Annotated in this window: 12 protein-coding genes; 5 read left to right on the top strand and 7 right to left on the bottom strand. The window is 53.0% G+C overall.

All coding sequences use genetic code 11. From position 1 onward, the window contains the following. Nucleotides 1-40 precede the first annotated feature (40 nt). Nucleotides 41-1000 (top strand): MraY family glycosyltransferase, encoded by a 960-nt coding sequence (locus CRO25_RS14530; protein ID WP_063567347.1) that lies wholly within the window; start codon nt 41-43, stop codon nt 998-1000. A gap of 203 nt (nt 1001-1203) precedes the next feature. Here the strand turns inward: CRO25_RS14530 and cydC are convergent, their stop codons facing one another. Genes cydC through CRO25_RS14510 form a run of 4 tightly spaced genes read right to left on the bottom strand, consistent with a single transcriptional unit; the run spans nt 1204 to nt 7452 of the window. After that, nucleotides 1204-3159, bottom strand: coding sequence for a thiol reductant ABC exporter subunit CydC (gene cydC, locus CRO25_RS14525; protein ID WP_079695484.1), 1956 nt, complete (start codon nt 3157-3159; stop codon nt 1204-1206). A 1-nt stretch (nt 3160) separates the two neighbouring features. Further along, a complete protein-coding gene (cydD, locus tag CRO25_RS14520) occupies nt 3161-5035 on the bottom strand; it encodes a thiol reductant ABC exporter subunit CydD (protein WP_079695482.1) in 1875 nt (624 codons plus the stop codon). 1 nt (nt 5036) lies between these two features. Further along, nucleotides 5037-6053 (bottom strand): cytochrome d ubiquinol oxidase subunit II, encoded by a 1017-nt coding sequence (cydB, locus tag CRO25_RS14515; protein WP_063567358.1) that lies wholly within the window; start codon nt 6051-6053, stop codon nt 5037-5039. Next, on the bottom strand, nt 6037-7452 hold the full coding sequence (locus CRO25_RS14510; RefSeq protein ID WP_079695481.1) for a cytochrome ubiquinol oxidase subunit I: 1416 nt from the start codon (nt 7450-7452) through the stop codon (nt 6037-6039). The genes cydB and CRO25_RS14510 overlap by 17 nt, the downstream gene beginning before the upstream one ends. Before the next feature lie 429 nt (nt 7453-7881). Between CRO25_RS14510 and CRO25_RS14505 the strand changes: the two genes are divergently transcribed. Genes CRO25_RS14505 through CRO25_RS14490 form a run of 4 tightly spaced genes read left to right on the top strand, consistent with a single transcriptional unit; the run spans nt 7882 to nt 12194 of the window. Beyond that, nucleotides 7882-9180, top strand: a complete 1299-nt coding sequence (locus CRO25_RS14505) for a hypothetical protein (protein WP_079695480.1) — start codon at nt 7882-7884, stop codon at nt 9178-9180. After that, a complete protein-coding gene (locus CRO25_RS14500; protein WP_079695479.1) occupies nt 9180-10091 on the top strand; it encodes a glycosyltransferase in 912 nt (303 codons plus the stop codon). The genes CRO25_RS14505 and CRO25_RS14500 overlap by 1 nt, the downstream gene beginning before the upstream one ends. A 1-nt stretch (nt 10092) precedes the next feature. Continuing rightward, nucleotides 10093-11526 (top strand): glycosyltransferase family 4 protein, encoded by a 1434-nt coding sequence (locus tag CRO25_RS14495; RefSeq protein ID WP_064641732.1) that lies wholly within the window; start codon nt 10093-10095, stop codon nt 11524-11526. Next, the gene (locus CRO25_RS14490; protein WP_079695478.1) at nt 11523-12194 is read left to right on the top strand and encodes a class I SAM-dependent methyltransferase; all 672 of its coding nucleotides are present in this window, start codon (nt 11523-11525) and stop codon (nt 12192-12194) included. Before CRO25_RS14495 ends, CRO25_RS14490 begins: the two co-directional genes overlap by 4 nt. 84 nt (nt 12195-12278) lie before the next feature. On the opposite strand, the gene CRO25_RS14485 is transcribed toward CRO25_RS14490, so the two are convergent. The 3 genes from CRO25_RS14485 to CRO25_RS14475 are packed head-to-tail and all read right to left on the bottom strand — an operon-like array spanning nt 12279 to nt 18570. Next, nucleotides 12279-14291 carry a glycosyltransferase gene (locus CRO25_RS14485; RefSeq protein ID WP_079695477.1) on the bottom strand — a complete coding sequence of 671 codons (2013 nt, stop codon included), beginning with the start codon at nt 14289-14291 and terminating at the stop codon, nt 12279-12281. A 45-nt stretch (nt 14292-14336) separates the two neighbouring features. After that, a complete protein-coding gene (locus tag CRO25_RS14480) occupies nt 14337-16241 on the bottom strand; it encodes a glycosyltransferase family 2 protein (RefSeq protein ID WP_143806549.1) in 1905 nt (634 codons plus the stop codon). Continuing rightward, the gene (locus CRO25_RS14475; RefSeq protein WP_179132183.1) at nt 16198-18570 is read right to left on the bottom strand and encodes a glycosyltransferase; all 2373 of its coding nucleotides are present in this window, start codon (nt 18568-18570) and stop codon (nt 16198-16200) included. Before CRO25_RS14475 ends, CRO25_RS14480 begins: the two co-directional genes overlap by 44 nt. Between the last annotated feature and the right edge of the window lie 79 nt (nt 18571-18649).

Genomic DNA, 18649 nt, shown 5'->3' with positions numbered 1-18649 from the left:
TAGGGGGAAATTGGTAGATAGGAGTGAATCAAGCGAATTTATGGTATACATACTGGCTTTTATGCTGTCTTTTGCTGTCGTGGTTCTGCTTATTCCGCCGCTTGGTCGACTGGCACATCGGCTCGATTTTGTGGACAAGCCCCGAGAAGATGTGGAGCGTAAGCTGCACAGGCAGCCCATTCCACTGACGGCGAGTTACGCGATATTTACTGGATTCTTCCTGACATACATTGTTCTTACGAAAGAAATTTCATGGGAAACGGCGGCCCTGGTCGCCGGCGGAATGCTGCTGTTAACGATTGGTACAGTTGATGACTGGTACAAAACCAAAGGCAAAGACTTCCCTGCCCTGCCCAAGATGCTCGTACAGATCTCTGCCGCAGTGCTCGTATTTGCTTCCGGCATTGCGTTCACCGGGTTCGTGAATCCCTTCAATTCCGAATACATTATGCTTCCGATCTGGCTGCAATTTATTCTGACGATCCTGTGGATCTTCGGTGTGACAACAGTCATTAACTTCACGGACGGCATGGACGGACTGGCAGGCGGTTTGTCCGCCATCTCAGCCATTACACTATTTATCGTGGCAATGACCAAAGGCCAAACCGATTCTGCCCTTATGGCCATTACACTGGTCGGTGTAACCCTGGGTTATCTGAAATATAACAAAGCCCCCGCCAAAGTGTTCATGGGCGATGCAGGGGCTACGTTTCTCGGCTTCATCCTGGCGGTAATCGCCCTGGATGGTGCTTTCAAACAAGCGACCATGCTGTCTATCTTCATTCCGATTTTGGCACTCGGTGTGCCGATCTTCGACAACATTTTTGTGGTCATCAAACGTTTCATCCAAGGCAAAGCCATCTATCAGGCAGATGCAAGTCAAGCCCATTATCGCTTGCTGCGCGCTGGCCTGAATCACAAACAGGTGGTTGGCGTCCTGTATCTCATCAGTACCTGTCTATGCCTCTCTTCCATTATTTTGATGCTGGTAGAGATGTAATATTAGTAACAAACGTTTCAACAAAAGGTGTAAAAAAAGAGACGAGCCCACTGATCCTGTGGTTCGTCTCTTTGCTATGTCCCTGATGAAATTGAACTAACATTTAAGAGGGTACCAGCTACTGTGTCGTGCAAAAACCTCTGTCTACGCCCCATACCCTATCCGACACCAGCCCTGCCTGCATCTGCACCGTATATTCGCTCTTATCTTGAGGCTACAGGTGGTAGAAGGACCACAGGTTGCTGCCCATCTGTCCAACCCGGTCGATCAAGTTCAACGAGACGGCGATAACGCTCTTCCCGGGCTAGCAATTGTTCGTGAGAACCCTGCATGGTGATCTGTCCATTTTCCATAAAAATAAGTTCATCCATCCGTTCCGCTCCCATCAGGTGATGGGTGACCCAGATCATCGTCTTGCCCTGCATGCTGTCCAGAATCGTCCGCATGAGCGCTCGCTCCGTTACAGGATCAAGTCCTACAGTCGGTTCATCGAAAATAACGACAGGCGTTTCGCGAAGAAGTACCCGAGCCAGTGCAATCCGCTGTCTTTCTCCACCAGAGAAACGAAGTCCTGTCTCCAGCATCGGGGTATGATAACCCTGCGGTAAAGATTCAATGAGATCGGATAAACCTACTTGCGCAGCCACTCGCTGGATTTCTTCGTCTGTTGCATGCGGACGGCCGATCCGCAGATTGTTAGCTACTGTTGTATCAAATAGATGTGGACTTTGGTTCAGCACCGCAATGACATCCGTTATATTTTCGCCCATCGTTTGTACTGGAAGATCATTGATGAATACGTTCCCGGCGGATGGGAGCAACGCTCCCTGGATGAGCTTCAGAAGGGTTGATTTGCCGCCGCCGCTGCGACCGAGAATAGCCAAGCGTTTGCCCTGAGGAAGATGAAGGGATACCTCCTGCACTGCATACGGAGCATCAGGCGTATAACGATAACTCACCTGATCGATCTGAATATCGGCTCGCAATCTGGGAGGAATACGTAGGCGGATACGTCGGTCCGAAGCTTTTTCCTTACGCTCCAGAGAAACCAGCTGTTGTCCTTCTACAGGATTGCTGCCTGATATACCTGTGGTCATATCCTCTTTGGCTCCGGCTCCGGCTGCTGCTTTCGCTTCTTCGGTTCCAGACTGTTCTGGCTGATGCTCTTCACCTTCCAAGTGCTGCAATCGTTCCAGCGATTCATGATACTGCGGGATATGCTCCACCGCATCTCCTACGGGCAGCAGTGCTTCCGTGAGTGGAAACAACACCAGCACAAATGCAGCAATCATAACCGCAGGCAGCTGTCCGGCAGAAGCCGCACTTCCCGCCCATAAGGTCACGGATACCACCATCAGTCCAATCACGCACTGCGCAACCAGATCACGCCAGCGCGTCCATTGCCGCAAGCGGAATCGAATCATATCTGCCTGTCCTTCAGCCTCTTCCTGCTGACGCACAAATTCTTCAGCTCGTCCACTCGCTATCCAATCACCGAGGCCAAGCACACCATCTGTCAGACGAGTGTATAACTTGGCATCTTCCCGTTTCAGTCTGATCCGCATTTTCCACGTCACGCGGAGGGAGATAGCAGGCAGCACGGCAACCAGAAATAGCATATACAACCCCATCCACAGTGCAAATCCCAGATCAACGCTGCCAAAAGCCACAACAGCTCCACCATACATCACGAGCGCGGTAACCGCCGGAAATACCGTGCGCAGGTAAATATCCTGCAATCTCTCTACATCCTCTGCGAGAGCACCAAGTACGTCTCCCGTCTGCATGCGAGAGCGCAGGAACAATGCCTGCGGCTCCAAAATTTGATACAGCTTCACGCGCTGATCCGCCAGTATACGCAAAACCGCATCATGTCCGGCCAGACGTTCGACATACCGGAATACGGCACGGAAAATCCCAAATGCACGAACACCCACGATAGGTACATATACCATCAAAATATTTTCAGGACGGAGCGCCGACTTGGAGATCAGAAACCCGGAGGTGAAGAGCAGCAGCACAGCACATAATGTAGCGCATATCCCCAGCGCAACGACTGCCACGAGTCTCCAGCCGTACTGTGCCACGTACGGAGTGATCCAGCTATTCTTTTTGCTCCCGCTCCGGGCTGTTTCTGTCTGCTCATATCCGGCTTTCATCTTACACCGCCTCCATCTGGGCCTGAATCATCTGGTAATATACGCCTTGTCGGGCCAACAATTCCTCATGTGTTCCTGTCTCTGCAACCGTGCCGCCCTCCATCACGATAATGCGATCCATATGGGGCATCCAATGCAGTCGATGTGTTGCCAAAAACACCATCTTACCCTCAAACAGCGTTAACATCGTCTGTTTCAGTTCATACTCGGTCTCCACATCCAGATGCGCAGTCGGCTCATCCAGCAGTAGGATCGGGCGCGCACTAAGCAGAGCTCTCGCCAAAGCTACCCGTTGCTCCTGTCCCCCACTGAGCTGCCTTCCCCCAGCCCCGATCGGCTCCTGCAACCCATTCGGCAAGGAGGAGGTAAGCTTATGCAGACCTGCTGCGTGAATGGCGTCAGCCACCTCCGCGTCCGAAGCTTCAGGCATATAGAACCGAACATTATCCGCTAAGCTGCCACTGAAAATAGTTGGATGCTGCGGAATCGCCGCCGTTTGTTTTCTCCAATCTTCCATCATCTCTGGAGATAAGGGCTGGCCGTTATATAAAATCTGACCTGAAGTAAGCTGCTGGAAACCCGCCAGTACATCAATCAGGGTCGATTTCCCTGCTCCGCTCGCTCCGATAATCCCTACTTTACCAAGACCAGAAACCTGAAACGTCACATCATTCAGCGAACATGGCCCGTCTTCCTGATGCCGTACCTGTACGTTAGTGAGCGCCAGTCTGCTCGCTGCCTCCCAAGAGGGTTTCGATGAGAAAGCAGCCACACCACTTCGGGCATCCACCTCACGCATTACCACCCGTATGGTGGATGGAGCCACACCGCTTAGGCCAGAAGAAAGCTCAGAAGAAGAGGATTCTCCGTTCTTTTCTGACACCCCATGCAGAACAGCACTCGTGTATGCTTCCTTTTGCTTACGTTCGGCCATTTCCCCTCGTTCAATCATCTGGCTGATCGATTCCCCGGCCTCTTTACCGTCCAGTGTAGCGTGGTAATCTGCGCCTACCATTCGTACAGGCAGGAAGTATTCCGGCGCGAGAATGAGTACGGTCAGCGCTGGTCCAAGCAGCATATGTCCTTCCGTCAGGCGCAGCCCCAATCCAACCGCCACCGAAGCCACCGACAGCATGGTGAAGAAATCAAGTGCGAAGGAGGATAGAAAAGCCATACGCAGCGTAGACATCGTAGCCTTGCGATATCGCTGACTGACCCGAACGATTGTTTCTCCATGCTTAACGCTTTGTCCCAGTGTTTTGAGTGTTTCCATTCCACGGAGCGTATCTACGAAATGGTTGGCCAGCGCTTTGTACGACTTGAACTGTCCATCGATCTTGCGTTGTGCAGCCAACCCCACCAAAATCATAAACACAATCAGGATCGGCAGCGTCAGCGTCAAAATAACCCCGGACATCATATCCAGCTTGAAGACATAGAACAGAATAACGATTGGCGTGAACCCCATCCCCAGCATTCGGGGAATAAACAGTTCAAGATAAGTCTTATACTGGGCTGTTCCTTCGCGTGCCAAGGTTACCAGGTGCCCTGTTCCTTCCGTTTTGGCAAAACGCGGCCCCAGCCGGAACCACTGCTCCACCATCTGTCTACGCAGATCGTTCCCTGTCTTCTCCGCGTACCGCGAAGCGATGAGCTGCAACCAGAACGATAGGGCATAGCGGGCGGCAAAAGCGGCCAGGTACAACAGCAGCACTGGGTACTGCTCCGTTACAGGTGAACCTTGAAACAATGCCGTAATCGCCTGTGCCAGCCATTTCGCCTGCATGATAATCGTCATTGCCTGCAACAGTACCAGCGCTGAAGCCAGCGCCAGTACCGGTCGAATGCCCGGCAGCTTCAACAGCCCCCGTCCCATATCAGTACTCCAGGTGATGCTGGTCGTTCAGACGTTTGCGGAAAATATAATAACTCCAGATCTGATAACCGAGTACAAACGGAAGCAGCGTACAAGCCACAATCGTCATCACTTTTAGCGAATATGCACCGGATGAAGCATTGTAGACCGTCAGGTCAAACGCCGAACCCATTGAACTCACCATGACCCTTGGGAACAGACCGATAAATACGGAGGCAAACGCGATTGCAATCACGGCTCCAGTCATGCCGAATGCCCAGGCTTCACGTTTCTGTCGCACGAAGTAAGCGGCCAAACCCAATGAAGCAGCCCCAAGGACAACCATAATCCAGAGAGCCCAGCCGCGTACTGCAAACACATCGGTCATGAAGTATGTCATCACAGCGTAGATCGCGAGGATCGCGGCCAGCGGCAACATCAGTTTTTTGGCCATATTCAGGGCACGTTCTCTAAGATCTCCGACGGTCCGCAATGAAGCAAACAGCAAACCGTGCACCAGACACAACAACGTAACGCTCAACCCACCTACAACCGTATACGGATTGACGATGTCCAGGAAGCCGGGACGGAGCTGCATCTGCGCATCAATAGGCAGTCCTTTCATCAAGGTAGCGAAAACAACCCCGAACAGGAATGGCAGTAGCGCACTGGAGACTACGATAATGATGTCCCATGTTTTGCGCCAGCGTTCATGTCTCATCTTGCTGCGGAATTCAAAGGCAACTCCGCGGCCGATCAAGGCCAGCAGCACCACAACTAGCGGCAGATAAAAACCGCTAAACAGCGTGGCATACCAATGCGGGAAGGCTGCAAACATTGCACCCCCTGCCGTAATCAGCCAGACCTCATTGCCATCCCAAAACGGACCGATCGAGTTGATTAGAGTACGACGTTCACGATCCGTTTTGCCAATCATTGCAGTAGACATGCCCACACCAAAATCAAAACCTTCCAGAAAGAAAAAACCAACAAACAAGACGGCAATCAGCAAAAACCACAATTCACTTAGTGACAACAGAATAACCCCCATCCACGCCGAACGGATCGGCCGATTCATCATGCTCCTCCGTCTTTTCGACTGCATATGGCCCTGCCTTGATTTCACGAACGAACAGATAGACCATCACCGCTCCCAGGATTGCATAAGTGACTGTAAACGCGATGGTGGAGAACAAAATCTGACCTGCAGACACGTTGGGTGACACCCCGGCTTCCGTCGTCATATAACCGAATACCGTCCACGGCTGCCTTCCTACCTCAGTCATAATCCATCCCGATGTATTAGCGATAAACGGCAGAGAGATGGCAAACACCATCAAGCGCATAAACCATTTGCCTGCTTCCTCCAATTTGCGGCGCATCGCCAGAAATGTACCGTATATCGCTAGCAAAATCATCAATCCGCCCGCAGCAATCATGATGCGGAAGCTCCAGAACGTCGTCCGTACCGGAGGAATGTAGTCTCCTGGACCATACGTCTGCTCATACTCCGCCTGCAATTCCTTCATGCCTTTGACACTGCCGGAGAACTTGCTATAGGACAGATAACTGAGCAACCCGGGGATTTTGATCTCGCCGGAATTTTCCTGTTTGTCCGGATCAACAAAGGCTACCACCGTCCATGGTGCCGGATCTTCCGTCGTCGTCCATGTTCCTTCACTGGCTGCCATTTTCATCGGCTGCGTCTCCACCAGATATTGCGCCTGGAAGTGACCCGAGAAGGCAACCCCCAGCGAGGAAACCAGACCAATTATGATGGCAATGTTGAACGATTTCCGGAAGATCTCCACATCCTGCTTCTTCATCAACTTATAGGCACTAATCCCGGTTACCACAAAAGCACCTGTCATTAATGCGCCAAAGATCGTATGTGGGAACTCCACTAGTAGCTGACCATTGGTGATCAGTGCAAAGAAGTCATTCATCTCGGCGCGGCCATTATTAATCTCGAAGCCAACCGGATGCTGCATGAACGAGTTGGCTGCCAGAATCCACAGCGCGGACAAGAATGTACCGATGAATACCAGCCAAATGCAGGCCAGATGCACTTTCTTGGACAAGCGATCCCATCCGAAAATCCAAAGCCCAATAAAGGTAGACTCCATAAAAAACGCCAGCAAGGCTTCAATCGCCAGTGGCGCACCGAACACATCCCCGACAAACCGGGAATACTCCGACCAGTTCATGCCGAACTGGAATTCCTGAAAGATACCCGTGACCACACCGACGGCAAAGTTAATCAGGAACAGTTTACCCCAGAATTTGGCCATCGTTTTGTAAACTTCCTTACCCTTCACTACGTACAACGTCTCCATAATCGCTACCAGCAGTACAAGACCAATGGACAGCGGTACAAAAAAGAAATGGAAAATCGTTGTGAGCGCATATTGGATACGCGATAACATGATCGGATCCATACCGTTACCCCTTCTTTCTGTTCATATCGCAGTTTTCGTATTTGGCATTGAAGCCCCTTCTTCAGTTTCTGTCAGCCAAACACGTATTGATGAACGTATTGTGCCAGATAGACTATTTTATACATGTGACAATTATCACAAACCCTGCCATGACAGCAAAAAAAAGTGACGATGGTCACACAATAGAAAAAAACAAGCCTAATGTTAGAGCTTGCCAGCTTCGTCTATTCACGGAAGATGCTCATGTTTGGGACGGAACGCCCATATGTTAGTGTCAGGCATAAAATACGCTGGGCAAAAAAGGCATTACATATTGAATCATTGGATTCATTGATATCATTCAAAGCAGCGCCAATCCGATGTTTATCAGATGGTGCTGCTTCAATCCATGAACGGACAAAAATGTAAATCAAGTGAGGTGATTCATCGATGGAAGAGCTGTCTCCGATCCCGGACCCGGAGCCTTATCAAGGGGTAGATGTAGAAGAGTCAAGTACGGCCCTGCCTGCCTTTCGTTATGTCCTTTTCCCCCGGAAGGGAGGATGGTCTGCTTTTCCCTATCCAGACATCGCTGCTCTGATGGTTGCGGAAGGGCCTGTCTACTATGTCAGTAGCCTGGAGCGCTCCGAGGAAATGCCTGCGAATATCACCGTCATCACGCTTCCCGAAGCAGAACAATTGCTGCAGGAGCCCCGTACGGTTGCTGTGGTTGCGCATCCCTACTGGCTGACCGCCACAGCCTCGCTCCATCCGGAGCTCTGTATTGTACTTCTTCCCGAGCCAGTTGGTGAAGAAGCGGAGTCTCCCCTATGGGAGAGCTGCATTTCAAGACTGGTCGGTATCGCCGATCTGGTGGGCACGACTTCAGAAACACGCTATATGAAGCTGGTATTCCAGGGCGTACGCGCCATCTGGCTGAATGGAGAGGATACCTCTCCTGCTGGTGTCATGCAAAAGGATGACCTCGAGGTCCCTCTCCGGGACTATGAACTGCTATTCCTGCATGCGCTGCGACAGACGCTCTCGGATGTTCAGGATACGGTCACCCAGCTGCAATGCAGTGTGCGGGCCGACTTCTATCGTCAGCTTCGTTCCAAAGCAGGAGCGCATGAGACGATTTCCTTTTTGCTGGCAGCCTATGAATATGTGCTAGAGGATTCCAGAGCGGCCACTTCACTCAAGGAAGCCTTCTCTCACGCGGTATTAAACGGGCGCAATGATTGTGTAAGCTCCCACTATCGATTCCTCTCCGCCATTCATGCAAGGGCCGGGGAAATCGAGAACGCGTTGCAGGTGTATGGAATCAGCGCAGGTAACGAGCAGGAACGGCACCATTATGAACAACTCTGTCGCTGGCTGGAGGCCGGGGAGGAACAGCTTGTCCGGGCAGAACTGCTGCGTCTGAATGATGATTATGGAAACGCATTACACATTTTGGATGAACTCGGAGGCGAAACGGCGCGGCATTGGAAATTTCGTATCTATCAGGAGACTGGACGTGTGGAAGATGCATTAGATTTGGTGCATGCAGTGGATATTCAGGATAGCCCCAGCCGACAGGATTATCGGCAATTATCGGGTCTAGCTCTGGCTCTGCGCGGAGAACGTCACGGGGCGGTGAGACAATTTCTGGAGACGGCACTGGAGGATGAAGATGCTCTTGCACGAATCGTCGAGATGGAGCTGTTGGATCAAGCCGTCCAGCAATTGCTGGGGGAGGTGCCATGATGCTGGACCCGAAGAAGCGCAGACAACATGTGAATGGACCGATGGTGCATAAGGATATACGATCCGAAACAACTCATACTCCAACGGAAACGCTGGAATCGCTGCATGCTGACACAGAGGGGCAAGGCGATCAGCAGCATGCTGCAAAACACCAGGATACAGGCCTATTCAGAGAGCCGTTTTCCGTTCGTCGGGTTCGTAAAAGTCAGGGCAATAAACTGACCGCCATGCTTCAGGTACGTAACGAGCGCGGGCGATATCTGGAGGAAGTGCTGGACGATCTGAGTGAATTCGTAGATGAGATCGTCATTGTGGACGATGCCAGCACAGATGGAACACCCGATATATGCAGAGCCTATCCAAAGGTCGTTCGTCTGGAAGTGCTGGAAAAGCCATTATTTTCGGAGGAATGGCGATTACGCAACGCTCTATGGCAAGCAGCGGCAGGTACCTCCCCGGATTGGCTGCTCTCGGTTGATGCCGATGAGCTATACAGCACGGAAGCGAAGAAAGCGATACGCGCTCTGATTAACCAGGATCACGCGGACTGGATCGCTTTCCGCTTCTACGATATGTGGGGCGGACGAACCCACTATCGGGAAGATGACCTTTGGGGGCTTCACCGACGTCATACCGCTTCCCTGGTCCGTTATATGCCAGGTTATCCTTACTTTTATCCGCAGCAAAATCATCATGTGCCTCGTCTTCCCTTGCCCTGCACTGTATTGCCTGGAATCAGCACAGAATTGAAAGTCCAGCATCTTGGCTGGGCCGGAAGTCTGGAGGATCGGGTTCGGAAATATTTGCGTTATAAACGAATTGATCCACACGGCGAGTGGGGCAGCCTGGAGCACTATGAATCCATTCTTGATCCGGAGCCCCGACTGATTCCGTGGAAGGAGGAGCAGTGAAATGGGCGTGGTCAGCATATTGACACACAGCTTCACCGATGGATATAACCGGGAATTCAGCCGGGTGTTCGGGGGCGGTCTGGAGCGTTACGTCCTGGATTTATGCAGTGTAATCCGCGGATTGGGACACATCCCCGAGGTTCATCAACTGTCCTATTTTGAAGCTTTTCAGACCCGTACGGAACAGATTGATGTATACGGATATGCCTACGATATGAATGATGTGCCCGAAGCTTTTGCCCGAATGGCTGCCGCAGCACGAGGACCCGTGATCTATGCAAGCTGCCTGTGGCAGCCCATTGCCTACAAGCCGGGCAGTCTCGGCATCTGCCACGGTATTAACTGGGATCGTCCCGCGCTGCCGCTCGAAACCAAGCAGCAAGTCGCGGAGCATATTCAGCTGGCACTGGATGGACTTGTACGCATCGTGTCGGTCGATTCTCATTTTCAGACCTTTTGCCGTGCTGCTTGTACGTTTGCCGACCCCGGTCAGGTCGTGCTCATTCCCAATGCAGTGGATACCTCCTACTTCACGCCTGCTCCGCCAAGGCGTACATTCGAGCATGAACAGGAAGAAGAATGGCTGGCAGCATGGAAGAAGGATCTTGCAAGTCATGAAGATCATAGTGAAGCTGCCATCTCGGGGTTGAATGCTTTGTCATCCGTGGGGGAAAGAAACGATGGAAACGGCATGGTTCGGGCGGACAGATCCGAGGTGACAGTAATCGCTGAAGAACTGGACTCGCCAAATATCAGACAGGGCATGGCTGGTCACCAGCCAAATGTGCTAACGGGGGATCATTTGAAGGAGCAGGAGAATGACACAACGGCCGCAATCCATGTGAGCCCTTCCCGTCCACTGCGCATTTTATATCCACGCCGCATCAGCATGGAACGGGGCATTATTCCGATGATGCTGGCAGCTGACCGACTGCTCGGTGCCTTTCCTGATCTAGAGGTCGAATTTGCCGGAGAACTGGTTGAAGGCAGCACGGTGGGCCGATCCTTCCGGTATTGGCATCGCACGCACCCTCATGCGGATCGAATTATACAGCGCACGTATGATTTTCGGGATATTCGCGAGGCCTACCATCAGGCAGATATCGCCGTGATTCCGACCGTCTTCTCGGAAGGAACATCCTACGCTTGTCTGGAGGCGATGAGCTGTGGGCTTCCGGTTGTTGCTTCCAATGTTGGCGGTCTGAATGATCTGATTCAGGATGGCTTCAACGGACTGCTGGTACCTCCAGGTGAAGAAGCGCTGACCGCTGCGCTGGTACGCCTCGTTCAGGATCGGGCTGAGCGGGAGCGGCTGGGTATCTATGCCCGCGAGACGGCGCTGTCCTACGACATATCCCACTGGCGGCGCAGGTGGAGTACGGTATTGGAATCTTTTTTGGCAGAAGCAGGATTAAAGGAGGGAATTCGGGGATGATGGATACGCCAAATGCAACGGATTTCATGGAATCAAGATACATTCGGGAGGGTGACCCCAAAACGGATACATTGGTTTTCCCACTGCATCCTGCGTGGTGGAGCCGTCCGTACGAGTACGAATGGGCACGCCAGTTTGCGCGGCAGGAAGACGTCGTACTCGACGCTGCCTGTGGTATATCCCATCCATTCAAATTTTGGCTAGCAGAGCACTGCCGGGAAGTTCATGCCTGTGATTGGGATGAGCGCATTTTGTCCAGAGAAGCGATCCGGCTGGATATCGCTTCTGATTTTGGTGAACAGGCCGCACGTGACCTGCCGGAATCGAGCCTGGACCGACTAAATCTTGCGCAGGCCAATCTGGCTCAGCTTCCGTATGAATCGGAGATGTTTGACAGCGTATTCTGCATCTCTGTGTTGGAGCATCTGGATACAGGCACGATGCTGCGGGCCTTTCGCGAATTCGCCAGGGTGCTGAAGCCAGACGGACGGTTGATAGCCACGTTTGATGTGCCCGAGATGCGTCCGGACCTGCTGGAGACGATTATGGCTGTCACTGGACTGATGATCGAGGGCAAGCTGAGCGTGAAAGAACCGGAGGATGCCATCTGGTCTGACATGTACGGCCCGGCAATCCGTTGTTTTCGTGCTGTTATTCGTAAGGAATAATTGGGATGGATAAACGGGATCACGGATGAGGGGCATAGATTAAGATTAACTCTACATCCTTAAAACCCTTGGATTGCCTCAGCGTTAGAGATGAACCAGCAGCATGCTGCACTGGTTGGCGTATGCTTCGGTGGATGCTGCGCCGGGTGATGTCAGGCGCAGCAGGGTGTGCAGGCCCGGCGGGATCATTGCCGGGCTGCCGGAAGCGGCAGGTTGCCGTGCAATGACTTGGGCACATTCGGCCCAATCACGCGCAGTGCGCTGCCGCCCGGCGAGCAAAGCGAGCGTGCCCGCCAGTACCATGGCGGGCACTTCGTGCGTGAAGGGCTGCTGCGCGCCATGCGGCGTGCCGAACAGCACAAGCAGCCCTTCACGCACGCTTGCGGGCGCGCGCAGCAGCCCGCAGCGGGCCGCAGGCGGAAGCGCCGCGAGCAGCGCCGGCGCCTGGCCGGGCGGCAGGGCCTGCAGAAGGCGCAGCCATGCGGCCCAGGCGCCTACGCGTGCGAGCGCCAGCGCCGCGGCGTGCACGGCCTGCGGCGCTGGCGCGGCGCAGCTGGCCAAAGCGCCCCGCAGCAGCGCATCGGCTGCGCGGGCTGCATCGGGCGTGGCTGCCTGCTCGCGGGCCTTACGCCGCGCTGGCGGCGACGCGGCTGCGCCTCGCGCTGAGCCCGCAGCAGCACTGGCGAAGGGCTCGCCGGGCTGCTTGTGGCCGAGCGCCCACAGCACCAGCGCCGCCTCCGGCCCATGCTGCGCGTGCGTCGCCCAGGGCTGCAAAGCCGCCCGGGCAGCGGCGTCCTCGCCGAGCTGGGCCAGCGCCAGCCCGGCGGCGAGGGGCTGCGCTCGCAGCGCGGCGGACAGCGATGCCGCGTGGCGCAGCAGCCATTCTGGCCGATGCGCATCCAGCGCGGCCGGGATCAGCGCCTGCCAGGCCACAGGCGGCAGGCTGATCCGCTGGGCTGCGCTTGCGATGGCGTTCGGCCGCCCGCTAGCTGCGGCCAGCAGCAACAGCCGCTGCCATGCTGGCAAGCTGCCGGGCTGTACGGCGAGCGCAGATGTATAAGCCTTAGCTGCCTCCTGCCAGCAGCCCAGCCGTTCATGGGCCATGCCTTCCAGAGTCAGGCTGCGATACGTTCCGGCACCGGAAACGGACGTATATCGACTGGCTGTGGAAGCTGCTGCTTTGGCTTGCTTGAGCCAGTCGAGCGCCGCAGCATCCCGTCCTTGATCGAGCTCCAACACAGCACCAAGCTCCAGCAAGTCAGGGAAGTCAGCATACAGCGGCCTCCATTCCTCAACGATAGCGAGTGCTCTCTCTGGGCGGCTACGTTCCCGCCAGGCATAAGCCGTTTTGAGTACCAGATCTGAATGATATCCGCATTCCGGCGTAAGCTTTGCCAGCAAAGGTTGTAACAACTTGAGCGCTTCATCGTATCTCGCTTGCTGAAACCACTCGGCAGCCATGGCATATAACAGTTCCGGTTGATCCGGCGACTTATGGAGAGCGGAGCGAATAAGCCGCATATTGCGCTCGGGTTTATTTTTGCCAACAATAACGTGCTCCAGATAGCCATAATGAATAATCTCAAGCCCGGAATCGACCACACCCCACGGAGCGAAGGATAGAATCGAAGATGCCACTTCTTCATGAATCATGCCTTGAAAAGCAATCCGGGGATCATTCCGAAATAAACGACACACCGCATCCGTCACACGCTCTTCTCCAGACATTCCGAGCAAACTCGTGACCTGTATCCAGTAGCCCCATACGTCGTCCTGACTTGAGGTCAGCAGCCGCTTCATCTTCGTCAGATTGTGCTCGGTCTGCATCCAGACTTCATCCGCATCCAGTACCAGAATCCAAGGATGAGTGGCCGCAGCAAGAGACAGGTTGCGGGCAGCACTAAAATCTCCGGTCCATGCCGCACTGATGACAACCGCCCCATAACGACGGGCAATATCGATCGTCTCATCCGTTGATCCCGTATCCACAATGATGATCTCATCCACAACATCCTGAATAGCATCCAAGCATCGCTGAAGCGACCGGGCCTCATCCTTCACAATCATGCACAGGCTGATTCCTGTCTGCATGTTCATCCTCCCTCCTTCCTATACGGGGTTCTGCTCTCTTTCATTCAATCTTCAAAACTCAAAACCATCCGGCCCCGGTAAATCCAGCCTAATCTGTTGAACCACAGGCCAACAACGGTCTCGCTGTACTTCTGTCCCTTGAGCATATGCCTCCAAGTGATGATCGGCAGCACTGACAAGCCCTTTCACCAACCAGCTGGTTCCCACACGTGAATCGGAGGCTCCGGAAAAGGGTTCTCCCGCTTCCTGCCGGGCTCCTTCCACCAATGGATACACTCCTTCTGCCAACTGCCCCTGACCAAGCTGGACCAGCGCATGCAGCATATCCCATTTCCCGGATTGCACACACCCTTCCATCATTAATCCAATTGCCTGCCAGCCATTATATGCTGTCCCAGCAGCCACGTTTGAGTCGTCATTTTGGGCAACGGCTTGTGAACTACTGATTCGTTCTGCCTGTTGATATGGCTCCGACTCCGTACCCGATTGCGAATGACGATACAGCCACGCAGTCAGTTGATCTTTCCCCTCTATTGGTCTTACTTCAATCCAGTTTAGTCGCTCTATCCAATGGGTAGCCGGCACAGAAAGCTCTCCTTTTTTTCGCCGTACCGTATCTAGCTTAAGGCGTGCCTTGTTCCATTTCCCTTGTTGAATCTGAAGCAAAGCCTCAGCCATGGATAACCTCTCCCGCATCTCCCCGGAAGGGTGTGAAGATATGTCTGGCAACAACTGCACAGCTGTATCATAGCAACGACACTGCTCCAGAATGCCCAACACTTTCTGGATCGCCTCTTCTGAAGTGATTGCAAATCGCTCCTTAATCAGCTTCACCAAGTGTTGCTCTTGACCCGAAACCCGCATGATCCGAAAGATCCGGTACAACGGCGGCAGCAGGCTCGATTTCGCACGGACTGCTTCCACATAAGCATCCACAGCACCTTCAAGATCCGCCCGCCCCTCCAGCAGCCTACCCAAGGTATACCAGGTCTGATAGGTTCCAATTCCTTCTTCCGTATGAAATATGGGTGGCGGCGGCCCCATACGAACTGCTTCACGCAGCGATAGTTCTGCCTTTTCGGTCTCCCCCAACGCCTCCTCACATACTCCGCGATGATGCAGCAGGTCCGTGTATTCCGGGAAGAGTTCAAGAGCATCATGGATATGATCCAATGCTTCCTGCCAGCGACTCAAATGCTGGAAACAGCGAATCTCATATTTGAACAACAGATGTGCATAACTTGTCAGGGTTGGATCAATTCCCGCTTTTGCTACGCCAAACGTCTTCAGCGCCTGTTCCGTTTCTCCCATCCGCAGATACTCGACACCCAGGTTATAGTGATGGAACGGCTGCTCCGGCTCTTCCTCCACCGCCTGTTGAAGCAAACGCAAATTCCGGTTCACCTTATCCTTGCGCTCCACAATGGCTGTCTGATACCCGTAATGGTGAATGATCATGTCTGTCACGTGAAAAGCAGCCTGTGGATTCTTCCGACAGATTGCCACCGCAATCTGCTCATGAATCCGACCCTCGAACCGATGCTCCGGCTCGTTCCTGAAGAGGCGCAATACCGGATTTACCGTCACCCCCTGCTGACCTGAACCCGTATAGTTATGGATATTTAAAAACAATCCGTCACATCCGCTGGCTGCCGTCCAGCTTCTGATCTGCTCCCGTGCATTCTCATCCAACGCCTCGTCCGCATCGAGAAAAAGAATCCATTCGCCCGAAGCCCGCTCCAGGCCAGCATTTCGTGCCGCGGCAAAATCGTCGCTCCACACAAACGGCACAACTACTGCCCCATATTCCCTGGCAATGGCAGCACTTCGGTCCGACGAACCGGTATCCACAACAATGATCTCGTCCACCGCCCCGCGGACACTTTCAAGACAATGAGGCAACAGTTCTTCTTCATCCTTCACGATCATGCATAATGAAATGTGCTTGGTCGGCAAGCTGGTTCCTCCTCTCCTTCGCACGGAACACCGTGCGCCAAGGGATACCCTCTGCGGTGCGTAGTTGCTGCTCCAAAACAGTCTGTTGTGCCAAAAGTACCTTGTCAGCGGGTGAGCGAGTTCGTTCCTGTCTGATAACCTCTAGCGCCAACCTCATATAACAGACAGCAGCTCCAGCTCTCGCCTGTCGCTGTTCTGAATCCTTCTCCAATGCCTGCTGGAAAAGAATCAATGCCTGATTGTAATGCCCTTTAGCATACACGGCTTCCCCAAGGTAAAAGAGGCTTTCCGCATCCAAATCGCCTTGTGACATACATTGAATGAGCAGATCTGCGGCAGCCATGGTGTATCCCTGGCGGTAAAGAACAGCGGCCAGCCATTGGCTATGAACATCATTTTCGTCGTGTTCAGGGTTAGTCGAAGCCATCTTCTCGTACAGCTTCCTAACAAACGCCAGTTGCCCCATCTGCACTGCCCGTGTCAATATGTTCTTACTCAGCTCCGTTGCGGCCTGAAGCGTCTGGTGAACTATTTTCCCATCTCTTTCATCCTCGGCATGCACGCGTTTTCCCGTATCCAGCAGGTCATTCAGCAGTCTCCAGCCTTCCCTCTCCTGAGGTTCTGCTGCTGCCATAAATGATTCGGATACAGATAATTCATTTGCCCAATAGGTCAATGCCAAGTCCAATCGTTGCTCAGGCTGGAGGTTTACGCCCGCACGATGCTCCTCACTCCACTGATTCTGCACGTACTGCAACGCATCTGATACCCTGTTGTCACATAACATCCAATATAGGTACTCTTCATGTTTTATACGCGTATTTCGGGCATCTCCATGTTGCAAGTCTAATGCTTGCCCATACGCTCCGCTGGAAGCAATTGCATGCACCACATATGCCAGACCATCATCGTATGTGACTCCACTCAGATCTGGACCCTCTTTCTTTGAGCGCTCTTTCTTTGAATACTCTTTCCAGCGTGCGAGTAATGTCTTTGTTATGCTTTCATCCGTCTCTCCGGATTGCTGCAATACATCGGCTAATCCTGTCCATGCAGGAGCATACGTGATCTCGCTCCCCAGAGCCAGGCTGTACAGATGAGCAGACTCCTGCAGAAAGCCTCTTTTCTGTGCAAGCCTTCCCATGGCTGTATAGGCCTTGTAGCTATCGCAACCTACATCCGTTACGTAATGTCTTTCCAATCGGTCTGACTCTCTGTGAACATCATCAGAGGAATTGCCCTCACGTAATTCATCGCTTCCCCGTTTACCTGTTTGCTCGATTGCCTGCTGATGTACGCCTCGAATCTCTGCCTTGTTATTGTCCTTGAGATCAGCTCCATTGAAGCCCTCCCGGCAATCTGTTGCTCTTGCATAAGACTTGTAGGCCCTCTCCTCCAGACCCTGTTGCTCCAAAATCTCTCCATATATCAGATGCAGGTCGGAATATCCTGCATAACGCTGTCTTTCTACCGCCAATAACCCATGAGCCTCGTCATAGCGCCCCATTGCCAGAAGAACCTTGGCATAGTCCCGAACCAGGGTGGAGCGATACGGAGCTTGCAGGGGTGTATGAAGAAAGGATTCAGTAAAGGCTTCTGCTGCCTGTTCGATATTCCCTAGCTGGCAGTATGTTACCCCCACATTATAGAGGTGAAAAGGTTGCCCCGGACGATCAGCTAATTCCAGCTGCAAAAGCTTTAGATTACGCAAGGGTTTATGTCCTAGAGCAATCGTGGACGGCAAATAACCATCATGAACCAAACACAGTGGAGCCAAGGGTTCATACTCGGCAATCCCGTCTTCCTCACGGGTAAAGGAGTCGTTTATGTCCTGATCGTTGCCTTCTTGTTCTCCACCATTCCTTGTACCGCCATGAACCAATTGCTCATGGATACGCCCCGCATACCGATATCCTTGATGAGCGCGAAAAAGACGCACAGGTTGGAAGATGACACTCTCTCCCGTTCCCTCGCCAATTCGGTTCTCTATCGTAATCCGCAGTTTCGAAACGCTCTTATGGACCTTCGGTAGATAATCCAAAAGCTCTTCCAATCCCTGTATGACATACTCATCCGCGTCCAGACACAGAATCCATTCCGTGCTCGCGAGAGGCAAACTTATATTTCTGGCATGTGCAAAATCATCTTTCCAACGGGTGTGAAGCACCGTTGCTCCATAATGTCTAGCGATCTCCGGTGTATGGTCTGTTGAGCCGGTATCTGTAATGAAACATTCGCTGCCCATCGGCTTGAAGCTGTCGAGACAGCGGGCCAGATGATGTTCTTCATTTTGCACAATCATATGAATTCCGAGTAACCTGTTCTGCATATGCAGCCACCTCCAATGCAAAAAAAGTACATGAAGCCCACCAAAGGGACTCCATGTACCTATATGACAACAAACCGGG

Origin of the sequence: Paenibacillus sp. RU5M, from assembly GCF_900221055.1 — a bacterium.
In the GTDB taxonomy this organism is placed as follows: Bacteria; Bacillota; Bacilli; order Paenibacillales; family Paenibacillaceae; genus Paenibacillus; species Paenibacillus marchantiae.
The sequence above is the reverse complement of the archived record's forward strand: the minus strand, read 5'-3'. Positions and strand labels throughout refer to the sequence as shown.